The following is an 11411-nucleotide window of genomic DNA, read 5'->3' as shown; positions in this document are numbered from 1 at the left end:
AGCGGGCGCTAGCCGCAGCGCTCGGGCATGGTCACGACCTTGACGCCATTGATCGAAGTGCCCGTCTTGCACATGTCGTGACAGGAGGACTCCAGCGAGCAGCACAGCGAGCAGATCGGTCCCTCATGGTGCGGGCAGCAGGCCATGTCGTCCTTCTCGTACTCGAAGCCGCAGGAGCTGCAGTTGAGGACGTCATGATGCGTGCCGGCGTGGTAGTGCGGATCGCGGGCGATGTAGTACTTGCCCTTGGTGATGATCGCGATGATCGGCGACAGCACGAAGGCCACGCCCAGGGCGATGAAGGTCGAGAAGGCGTGCGCATACGGGCCGAAGAAGTTGAAGAAGGCCAGGATCGAGATGATCGAGGCGATCACCATGGCGCCGAAGCCGACCGGATTGAAGTTGTAAAGGTGCGCACGCTTGAACTCGAGGTACGACGGGCTCAGCTTGAGCAGCGGCTTGTTGATCACGAGATCCGCCACCACCGCGCCGATCCAGGCCACCGCGACGTTCGAATAGAAACCGAGGATCTGCCCCAGCACGTGGAACATGTTGGCTTCCATCAACGTCAGCGAGATGCCGACGTTGAAGAATATCCACACCACGCGACCGGGATGGGTGTGCAGCGTGCGCGAGAAGAAATTGGACCAGGACAGCGAGCCCGAATAGGCATTGGTCACGTTGATCTTGATCTGCGACAGGATCACGAAGAAGGTCGCGATGGTCAGCGCGACGAAGGCGCTGGGGAAAATATAGTGGAAACCGCTGACATACATCTGGATCGGCTCGTTGGCCTGATCGAGCGGCGTACCGTGCGAAGCGGCCACCGAGGCGAACAGCGAACCCATCAGCTGCTTGCTCGCACCGAGGATGACCCAACCCGGGCCGGCCAGCATCACCGCCAGCCACCATTTCCAGGCATTGCTCTTGGTCTTCGCCGGCATGAAGCGCAGGTAGTCGGCCTGCTCGCCGATCTGCGCGATCAGCGACAGAGCGATACCGGCTGCGCCGCCGAACAGCAAGGGATTGAAGCCCGCCGAAGGCGATTTTCCGGCGAACGAAGTCCAGTCGGACAGCGCTTGGTGGTCGCCGATCAGCACCGCGATCAGCGGCGCGAACAACAGGGTCAGCCAGATCGGCTGGGTCCACACCTGCAGCTTGGACAGCAAGGTCATGCCGAACACCACCAGAGGAATGATGATCAGCGAGGCAAGCGCATAGCCGATCCACAGGGGTATGTGGAAATACAGTTCGAAGGCCTGCGCCATGATCGAGCCTTCGAGCGCGAAGAATATGAAGGTGAAGGAGGCGTAGATGATCGAGGTGATGGTCGACCCCAGATAACCGAAACCCGCGCCGCGGGTCAGCAGGTCGACGTCGACGTTGTATTTCGCCGAATAATAGGCGATCGGGATACCGGTCAGGAAAATGATCAGCGCGGCGGCGAGAATTCCCCACAGCGCGTTGGCGAAACCGAACTCGATGGCCAGCGAGCCGCCGATGGCTTGGTCCGCGAGATAGGCGATGCCGCCCAGGGCCGTGGAGGCCACGGCGAATTCGGACCATTTGCGGAACGAACTCGGCGCATAGCGCAGCGAATAATCCTCCAGAACAGGATTGCTGACGAGCTTGTTGAACGAGCGCCCACCTGCTCGTCCCTTGGGTATTGCCGTTGACGGTGTACTCATGATTAGCTTCCTCGACTGTGTGCTGATTCCCGCAAACTCGGCTGCGAGGCCGATGACGACGCTGAATTGACTGCCCGTGTGTCGGCGCTGCGCCCTGCAGGCGCGTGCCGCGAAATCGCCCCCGCGCCTGCCGCTCGATCCTTGGCAAGGGTCTTCTCGCCGACGCCTTGCAGCTTACAAACCCCCGAAATTCCCCGGAATACGTCATTCCCCCCAGCGGGGAAACGCAGCGCCCGATAACGTAAAAATCTGTTTTAATTGGCATTAATTAATCTGACTTCCCACCAGATACGTCATCCGACGTATAGTGAGCTACGTATATCCGCTCCATGCTGGTTCCATGGCGACACCCGCCCAGAGCGGGCATATCGCTGTGTGGGCGGGGCTTCCGGGGCATACCGGTCAACAGCGTCCTGGACGGAATCGCATTCGGGAAAAGGGCAATATGAAGGGTCCACGCAGCACCGCTGCGCCGGGGATTGCACCGCAGAGACGGGTCATCAAGATCCGCCGCGACTACAAATCCTGGGTCGCCGACGAAACGCTCGAAGACTATGCACTGCGCTATACCGCGCGCACCTTCCGAAAATGGTCGATTTTCCGCGTCGCCAACACGGCCTTCGGCGCGGTTTCGTTCCTGGCGCTGGAAGCGATCGGCGGCACCCTCGCCGTGCAGTACGGCTTCGTCAACACCTTCTGGGCCGCACTGGCGGTCGCCGCGATGGTTTTCCTGACCAGCCTGCCCATCGCCTATTACGCCGCCAAGTACAACCTCGACATGGACCTGCTGACCCGCGGCGCGGGCTTCGGCTATATCGGCTCGACCATCACCTCTCTGATCTACGCCTCCTTCACCTTCATTTTTTTCGCCATCGAGGCGGCGATCATGGCGCAGGCGCTGCATCTATACCTGGGCATCGGCATCACGCCTTCATACCTGTTCAGCGCGCTGGTGGTGCTGCCGCTGGTCGGTTACGGCATCACCGTAATCAACCGTCTGCAGATCTGGACCCAACCGCTGTGGCTGGTACTGCTGGCGCTGCCCTATGTCTGCGTGCTCTGGCAGGATCCCGGCGTCGTGCGGCGGCTCATCGCCTTCGGCGGCGAGGACGGCGGCGGCCATTTCAGCCTGCTTGCCTTCGGTGCGGCCACCAGCGTCACCCTCGCCCTGATCGCGCAGATCGGCGAACAGGTGGATTACCTGCGCTTCATGCCTCCGCTGGAGCAGCGCAACCGTAAACGCTGGTTCGCCGGAGTGCTGTTCGCCGGGCCTGGCTGGATCGTATTCGGCGTGTTCAAGCTGATGGCCGGGGCGCTGCTCGCCTATCTGGCCTTGCAGGCCGGCGCCAGCGTGGCCGACGCCAAGCAGCCGGCCGTAATGTACGAGATTGGCTTTCGCTACGTGTTCGACTCGCCCGCCTGGGCGCTGGCCGTCGCCGCGCTGTTCGTGGTGGTCTCGCAGATCAAGATCAACGTGACCAACGCCTACGCCGGCTCGCTCGCCTGGTCCAATTTCTTCGCGCGCATCACCCACAGCCACCCCGGGCGCATCGTGTGGCTGGTGTTCAACGTGCTGATCGCCCTGCTGCTGATGGAAATGGGCGTGTTCGACGCCCTGGAGCACGTGCTGGGGCTGTATTCCAACATTGCCATCAGCTGGGTCGGCGCACTGGTCGCGGACCTCGTGATCAACAAGCCGCTGGGCCTGAGTCCACCGGGGATCGAGTTCAAGCGCGCCTACCTCTACGACATCAACCCCGTGGGACTGGGCGCGCTGCTGGTCGCCTCGACGCTGTCCATCGTCGCCTTCACCGGCTGGCTCGGCCCGCTGGCGCAGGCCTTTTCGGCCTTCATCGCCCTCGGCACCGCGTTCGTGGTGGCGCCGGTCATCGCCTGGATGACGCATGGGCGCTACTACCTCGCGCGCGAGCCTGAGCCGGTATCCGCATCGCAGGCGCGGCGCTGCGTCATCTGCGAGAAGGAATACGAAGGCGAGGATATGGCCCACTGCCCGGCCTACCGCGGCCCGATCTGCTCGCTGTGCTGCACGCTGGATGCGCGCTGCCACGATCTCTGCCGTCCTGGGGCCGGGTTGCCGGAGCAGTTCGTCAACGCCCTGCACTGGCTGCTGCCCCGCCCGCTGTCGGCGCGCGTGAACACCCGCCTCGGCTATTACCTCATGCTGATGGTGACCACCGCGGTGATCCTGGGCATCGTGCTCTCGCTGCTCTACCTGCAGCAGGCCACCGGCACGGCGAGCGAGGAAACCCTCGCCTCACTGCGCACGCTGCTGTTCCGTTTCTATGTAATCCTGCTGTTTTTCGCCGCCGCCGGCTGCTGGTGGCTGGTGTTGACGGTGGAAAGCCGCTACGTCGCCCAGGACGAATCCAATCGCCAGACGCACCTGTTGATGAACGAGATCGAGGCCCATCGCCAGACCGATGCCCAGCTGCAGGCCGCGATTCAGGTCGCCGAACGCGCCAACCAGGCCAAGAGCCGTTACCTCGCCGGCATCAGTCACGAGCTGCGCACGCCGCTCAACAGCATTCTCGGCTACGCGCAGATCGTCGAGCACGACCCCGAAGTGCCCGCCAATCGACGCGAGGCGATGCGCGTGATTCGACGCAGCGGCGAGCATCTGGTCTCGCTGATCGACGGCCTGCTCGATATTTCAAAGATCGAGGCCGGCAAGCTGGCGATCGAGCAGGAACAGATCCATTTCCCACAATACGTGGCCCAGCTCGCCGACATGTTCCGGCTGCAGGCGAGCGAAAAGGGTATCGAATTCGTGTTCGACGTACGCGACGAACTGCCCAAGGTCGTGCGCGTCGACAAGAAACGCCTGGGCCAGATACTGATCAACATCCTCGGCAACGCGGTCAAATTCACGGATCAGGGACAGGTCATCTTCCGCCTGTTCTACCGCGGCGAAATGGCGCGCTTCGAAATCGAGGACTCCGGCATCGGCATCTCCGAGGCCGACCGCGAACGCATCTTCCTGCCCTTCGAACGCGGCGGCAACGCCGCCGGCCACGCTGGCGGCAGCGCCGGTCTCGGCCTGACCATCGCCAGCATGCTGGCGACGGTGATGGGCGGCGAACTGACGGTGCACAGTCCGAAACGTGGCGGCAGCCTGTTCCGTCTGCGGCTGTTTCTGCCCGAGGTGCGCAACCCCGGCCCCATGGCCAGCCTGCCGCCGCCCGACATCACCGGCTATGCCGGTCCGCGCCGGCGAATCCTCGTGATCGACGACGAACTGGTCGATCGCGGTCTGCTGCTCAGCGTGCTCAAGCCGCTCGGTTTCGAGGTGACCGAGGCCGAATCGGGTATCGAGGCGCTGCGCGCCGCCGCCGCTTTCCGCCCGGACATGATTCTGATGGACCTGAACATGCCCGGACTCGACGGCTGGGAAACCGCCCGCCTGCTGCGCGAGAACGGTCTTTCCCAGGCGCCCATCCTGGTCATTTCCGCCAACGTCCAGGATCGGGGGCGAGACAATGACGCCGGCATCGCGCACGAGGACTTTCTGAGCAAGCCGGTGGATATCGATGCGCTCCTGGGTTGTCTGCAAATGCGGCTAGGCCTCGAATGGATCACGCGCGCGGACAAGGCTGCGTCACCGGCCGCAGCGGCGGCAAAGACCGCTCTGGTCGAAGACCGCCCCGACGCCGCCACCCTGCAGGTGCTGCACGAACTCGGCAGCGTCGGCCATATCCGGGGCATACTGGACCGTCTCGACGTCATCGAGCGCCAGGCACCGCGCTATGCTGCGTTCGCGCAGCGTCTGCGCGAACCGGCACGCGATTTCCGACTGAACGATTACATGCGGCTGCTGGAACGGATGACCCAGGATGAATGAGCGGACGCCTGGAGCGGGCACGGTACTGCTGGTGGACGATACGCCGGAAACCTTGCGCATGATCCACGACAGCCTGCAGACGCACGGCTACGAGGTGCGTGTCGCCACGGACGGCTTCGCCGCGATCGAGAGCGTGCGGCGGCTGGCGCCGGAAGTGATCGTGCTCGACGCGATGATGCCCGGTATCGACGGCTTCGAGACCTGTCGCCGCCTCAAGCAGGGACTGGACACGCGCGACATCCCCGTGATCTTCATGACCGGCCTGAGCGATACCGAACATATCGTGCAGGGCTTCCAGGCCGGCGGAGCCGATTACGTCGCCAAACCCGTGGTCATCGACGAATTGCTCGCCCGCATCGCCACGCACATGCAGCGCGCCCGGCTGATGAGCCACACGCGCGCGGCGATCGATTCGGCTGGACGCGCCATCGTCGCCTTCGACGCGCAACACGCGATCGTCTGGGCAACCCCGCTCGCCCAGCGCTGGCTGCAGACGTTGGTGGACGACGATCGCCTGCCGCTGCCGCTGCGCCACTGGCTGCTGGGTTCGGACGCCATGGAAACGCCCTATGCCCTGTGGCACGAAGGCGAGCGCCTGCTGTTCAGCCTGATCGAACCGGGGCTGCTGTCCATCCAGCGTCACGCCTCGCTGCCCGAACCGGAAGTGCTGGCGCGCTGGTTCCCTCTCACCTCGCGAGAGGCCGAGGTGCTCTACTGGGTCGCGCTGGGCAAAACCAACCGCGAAATCGGCGAGATCCTCGACATCAGTCCGCGCACCGTGAACAAGCACCTGGAACACGTGTTCGAGAAACTCGGCGTGGAAACGCGCACGGCGGCGGCGACCCTGGTGCTCAGCCGCGGCCAGGGCTGAGCACCGCTTCAACGCACCGCGCGCAGGTATTCGGTGCGCGTTTCGGGGATCGGGTAGAGCTCGTCCAGGCTGAGGCTGCGGCCGTCCTCGCCGACGACGCGGCAATGCATGCGCCCGAGCTGGCGCGGCTGCCGCACCCCGCAGGAGTGCGCGATGATACCGACCTCGCGCACGATCTCGCGGGCATAATGGGCGACACGCTCGGCCTTGAGCGTGGGATCGAGTCCCTTCTGCAGCCGCGGATCGTGGGTGGTGATTCCGGTGGGACAATGATTGGTGTGGCAGCGCAGCGACTGGATGCAACCGAGTGCGAACATGAAACCGCGCGCCGAGGTGACGAAATCGGCGCCCACGCACAAGGCCCAGGCGACGTCTGCGGGATTGACCAGCTTGCCCGAGGCGATCACCCGGATGCGTTCGTGCAGACCGTATTCGTGCAACTTGTCGATCAGCCGAGGCAGGCTCTCGCGCAGCGGCAGGCCCATGTAATCCATCAGGCTGACCGGTGCCGAACCGGTACCGCCCTCTGCGCTGTCCAGGGTGATGAAATCGGGCGCGCTGGCCGCGCCACGGCGACAGATCAGGGCGAACAGATCGTCCAGCCATCCGTAAGCGCCGAGCACGCACTTGAAGCCGACCGGCTTGCCGGTGACTTCGCGCACGTGGGCGATCAGATCGAGCAGATCTTCCTCGCTGTCGATCTCGGGGAAGCGATTGGGGCTGATGGAATCGAGTCCCACCGGGATACCGCGGATGCGCGCCACCTCGGGCGTCACCTTGCTCCCCGGCAGGATGCCGCCCTTGCCCGGCTTCGCGCCCTGGCTGAGCTTGAGCTCGAACATGCGCACCTGCGGATGAGCGGCCACGGCACGCAAGCGCTCATCGCTGAGGCTGCCGTCCGCCTCCCGCACGCCGTATTTCGCGGTACCGATCTGGAACACCAGATCGCAGCCACCGGCAAGATGCTCGGGCGCCAGTCCGCCCTCGCCGGTATTCAACCAGCAACCGGCCTCGCGCGCACCCGCCGCAAGCGCCTGGATCGCCGGCCGCGAAATGGCGCCATAGCTCATCCCGGAAATATTGAACAACGAGGCCGTCACATAGGGCTCGGCGCAGCCGGGGCCGATGGTCACCGGCCCCGGCACGGCGATATCGCGCTCCAGCATCGGGAACGGGCAGTTGACGAACAGCAGCGTACCGCTCGGCCGCAGATCGCGCGTGGACCCGAAGGACTGGTTGGTGTTGAGCGCCTTGGCAGCGCGGTATACCCAGGCGCGCTGGGCGCGGTTGAAGGGCATCTCCTCGCGGTCCATGGCGAAGAAGTACTGGCGGAAAAACGTGCCCAGGGTTTCGAACAGGCCGCGAAAGCGGCCGATCAACGGGTAGTTGCGACGAATCGCATGGGTGGTCTGGGTCACGTCGAGCACGTAGAGCACGACCGCGGTGACCATCAGCAGGCCCAGCGCGAAAATGAAGATCACCGCCAGGCCCCAAACCAGCTCCATCAGAATGCGAGACGCCTCAGTCGCCACAATGCCCCCGTGTCCGTACCGTGCCCGTGCCCGTCAGACGGGCTGATCCGAGGAGCATAGCGCAGCGTTCGCGCTCAGGTACGCTCGCGCCCGGCGCGCAGGCGTCTGTAGTGTTCGATCAGCCCGTTGGTCGAGCTGTCGTGGCGGTCCGCCGGCGCTTGCGCGCTCAGTTCCGGCAGGATGGCCTTGGCCAGCTGTTTGCCCAGTTCGACACCCCATTGATCGAAGGAATCGATGCCCCAGATAACGCCCTGCACGAAAATCTTGTGCTCGTAGAGGGCGATCAGCATGCCGAGGGCATGCGGCGTGATCTTGTACAGCAACAACGAATTGCTGGGCCGATTGCCCTGCATGACCTTGTGTGGCGCCAGGCGTTCGATATCCTCCTCGGCCAGCCCCTGTCCGCGCAGCTCGGCGCGCACCTCGTCCAGCGTGCGCCCGCGCATCAGCGCTTCGCTTTGCGCGAAGAAATTCGACATCAGGATGTCGTGGTGCGCGCCGACCGGATTGTGGGAGGTTGCCGGGGCGATGAAGTCGCATGGGATCAGCCGCGTACCCTGGTGGATGAGCTGGTAGAAGGCGTGCTGGCCGTTGGTACCCGGCTCGCCCCAGACCACCGGCCCGGTCTGCCAGCCGACGCTGCGCCCCTCGCGGTCGACGTGCTTGCCGTTGCTCTCCATGTCGCCCTGCTGAAAATAGGCGGGGAAGCGGTGCAGATACTGGTCGTAGGGCAGGATGGCATGGGTTTCCGCGCCGAAGAAATTGATGTACCACACGCCCAACAGCGCCAGCACCACCGGCATGTTGTCTTCCAGGGGGGCGCCGCGGAAATGCTCGTCCATGCGGTGCGCGCCGGCCAGCAGATCCTCGAACGCGTCCATGCCGAGGTACAGGGCGATCGGCAGGCCGATGGCCGACCACAGGGAATAGCGCCCGCCCACCCAGTCCCAGAAGGCGAACATGTTGGCGGTGTCGATGCCGAAGGCATGTACCGCCTCGGCGTTGGTGGAGACGGCGACGAAGTGCCGCGCCACCGCCTTCTCGTCGCCGAAGTAATCGAGCAGCCATTCGCGCGCGGTGTGCGCGTTGGTCAGGGTTTCCTGGGTGGTGAAGGTCTTGGAAGCGACCACGAACAACACGCTTTCCGGCTGCACCGCGCGCAACGCCTCGCGGATGTCGGTGCCGTCGACATTGGACACGAAATGCACCCGGATGCGCGGATGACCATAGGGCTTCAGGGCCTCGCAGACCATCTCCGGCCCGAGGTGCGACCCGCCAATGCCGATATTGATCACATCCGTGATCTCGTCACCGGCGAAACCACGCCAGGCGCCGCTATGCACGGCTTCGACGAACGCGCGCATTTGCGCCAGCACGGCCAGCACCGGCGGCATCACGTCCTCGCCATCGGCATGCATCGGCCGACCGCTGCGGTTGCGCAGCGCCACATGCAGTACCGCGCGACCTTCGCTGACGTTGATCGCCTCGCCCGCGAACATGCGATCGCGCCATTCGGGCACGCCGCGGGCGCGCGCCAGCCCGAACAGCAACGCCAGCGTTTCGTCGGTGACGCGGTTCTTCGAGTAATCCAGCAGCAATTCGTCGAGCTGCAGCGAAAAGCGCTCGAAGCGTATCGGATCCTCGGCAAACAGTTCGCGCATGTGCAGCGCACGCGCCTGCTCGTAATGGCGCAGCAAATCCTGCCATATCGGCAATTCGTCCAATCGTGCGGCTTGATTCATCGGCGCGGGTCTCCATCGTCGCTCGGCAGCGAAACCTCGTTGCGCCAGCGCTGGTCGTCGCGGTCGAACAGCCGGTTCGACTCGCGTGGGCCCCAGGTGCCGGCCGGATAGGCATGGATGAAATCGCGCTCGGTGGCCCAGACCCGCAGGATCGGATCGACCACGCGCCAGGCCCAGGCCACCTCGTCGTAACGCAGAAACAGCGAGTGGTCGCCGGCGATGACATCGAGCAGCAAGGCCTCGTAGGCGTCCATGGGCACGCCATCGGCATCGTAGCTGGCGTCGAGCTGCACGGTGCGGGTACGCATCTCCAGTCCGGTCTCCTTGACCTGCAGCTCCATGCGCAGACACTCCTCGGGCTGGATGCCGAGCAGCACCCAGTTGGGCGAGAGCTGTTCGATCGCGGTTTCGCGGAACAACTGCTGCGGCGGATGCTTGAAACGCACGCTGACCATCGAGCGGTTGGCTGCCATGCGCTTGCCGGTACGCAGGTAGAAGGGCACGTTGCGCCAGCGCCAGTTGTCGATATAGAGCTTGAGCGCCGCGAAGGTCTCCGTGGTGCTCCCCGGCGCCACGCCTTCCTCGTCGACATAACCCGCCACGCGCTCGCCCGCGACCGTGCCTGCGGCATACTGGGCGCGGAAGGCGTGCGCATGCACCGCCGCCGGCGGTATCGGGCGGATCGAGCGCAGGACTTTGACCTTTTCGTCGCGCAGCGCCTCGGCCTCCATCACCGCCGGCGGCTCCATCGCCACCAGGGTGAGCATCTGTATCAGGTGGCTCTGGATCATGTCGCGCAGCGCGCCGGCATGATCGTAGTACTCGGCGCGGCCCGCGGTGCCCTGGGACTCGGCATGCACGATCTGCACGTGGTCGATGTAGTTGCGGTTCCACAGCGGCTCCAGCAACAGATTGGCGAAACGGAACACGAGGATGTTCTGGATGGTGCCCTTGCCGAGATAGTGGTCGATGCGGAAAACCTGCTCCTCGGCGAAGCAGCGATGCAGCCGCTGATCGAGCATCTGGGCGCTTTCAAGATCGTAGCCGAAGGGTTTTTCCACCACCAACCGACGCCAACCCGCGTCTTCCCTGCTGAGCCCGGTTTCGGAAAGATGCTGGCTGACCACGCCGAAGTCGGCCGGCGGAATGGCCATGTAGAAAATCACATTGGGCGAAAAGGCCGGCTCCGAGGCGATACGCGCAGTCAACGCCTCGTAACACGCCCGCTCGCCCAGGTCGCCCTTCACGAAATGCAATCGGGCGGCGAAGCGTGTGAGGGCATCCTCGTCCGGCGCCTGTCCGCGCACCTGCCGTCGCAATCCGGTCACGACCTCCTCGCGCCAACGCGCGTCGTCCCAATCCCGCCGACCGATGCCGACCACATTGAGCGCGCCGGGCAGACGGCCTGCGCCGTCCAGATGATAGAGCGCCGGCAACAGCTTGTTCTCCGCCAGATTGCCGGTCGCGCCGAAGATGACGAACGTGCAGGGGTCGACCATCGGAAAAGCCTCCAGGGGCTGAGGGGATGGTTACGGTCCGGGCATGGTCGCGCGGCACTCGCCACGGCTCCCGCGATCCGGCACACTTTCATGCAAGCGCTGGACAAATGGTCGCAGCCCCGCCCCGGGAACACAACCGGGCAAGCCGCGTCCGCCGCGGACATGTCCAGTAAGACAACAGCAAGGGCAATGCGATCCGTGGATGTTTCTCGAATGCACG

General features: G+C 64.5%; 6 protein-coding genes. 2 read left to right on the top strand and 4 right to left on the bottom strand.

What is annotated here, in order from left to right:
- Nucleotides 1-8: 8 nt before the first annotated feature.
- Nucleotides 9-1688, bottom strand: coding sequence for a purine-cytosine permease family protein (locus tag THPRO_RS15170; RefSeq protein WP_038091212.1), 1680 nt, complete (start codon nucleotides 1686-1688; stop codon nucleotides 9-11).
- Nucleotides 1689-2133: 445 nt separating this feature from the next.
- Here THPRO_RS15170 and THPRO_RS15165 point away from each other — a divergent pair, with 445 nt between their 5' ends.
- Both THPRO_RS15165 and THPRO_RS15160 read left to right on the top strand, forming a co-directional pair.
- On the top strand, nucleotides 2134-5547 hold the full coding sequence (locus THPRO_RS15165) for an ATP-binding protein (RefSeq protein ID WP_052064496.1): 3414 nt from the start codon (nucleotides 2134-2136) through the stop codon (nucleotides 5545-5547).
- Complete coding sequence (locus THPRO_RS15160; RefSeq protein WP_038091211.1) at nucleotides 5540-6418, top strand: response regulator transcription factor; 879 nt, start codon at nucleotides 5540-5542, stop codon at nucleotides 6416-6418. Before THPRO_RS15165 ends, THPRO_RS15160 begins: the two co-directional genes overlap by 8 nt.
- An 8-nt stretch (nucleotides 6419-6426) precedes the next feature.
- On the opposite strand, the gene THPRO_RS15155 is transcribed toward THPRO_RS15160, so the two are convergent.
- From THPRO_RS15155 to zwf, 3 genes are all read right to left on the bottom strand, one after another.
- A complete protein-coding gene (locus tag THPRO_RS15155) occupies nucleotides 6427-7923 on the bottom strand; it encodes an FMN-binding glutamate synthase family protein (protein ID WP_038091210.1) in 1497 nt (498 codons plus the stop codon).
- Nucleotides 7924-8024: 101 nt separating this feature from the next.
- Nucleotides 8025-9692, bottom strand: coding sequence for a glucose-6-phosphate isomerase (gene pgi, locus THPRO_RS15150; protein ID WP_065089830.1), 1668 nt, complete (start codon nucleotides 9690-9692; stop codon nucleotides 8025-8027).
- A complete protein-coding gene (gene zwf, locus THPRO_RS15145; protein ID WP_065089829.1) occupies nucleotides 9689-11191 on the bottom strand; it encodes a glucose-6-phosphate dehydrogenase in 1503 nt (500 codons plus the stop codon). The genes pgi and zwf overlap by 4 nt, the downstream gene beginning before the upstream one ends.
- Nucleotides 11192-11411: the final 220 nt, after the last annotated feature.

Origin of the sequence: Acidihalobacter prosperus (genome assembly GCF_000754095.2) — a bacterium.
In the GTDB taxonomy this organism is placed as follows: Bacteria; Pseudomonadota; Gammaproteobacteria; order DSM-5130; family Acidihalobacteraceae; genus Acidihalobacter; species Acidihalobacter prosperus.
This window is presented reverse-complemented; position numbering and strand designations above follow the sequence as displayed.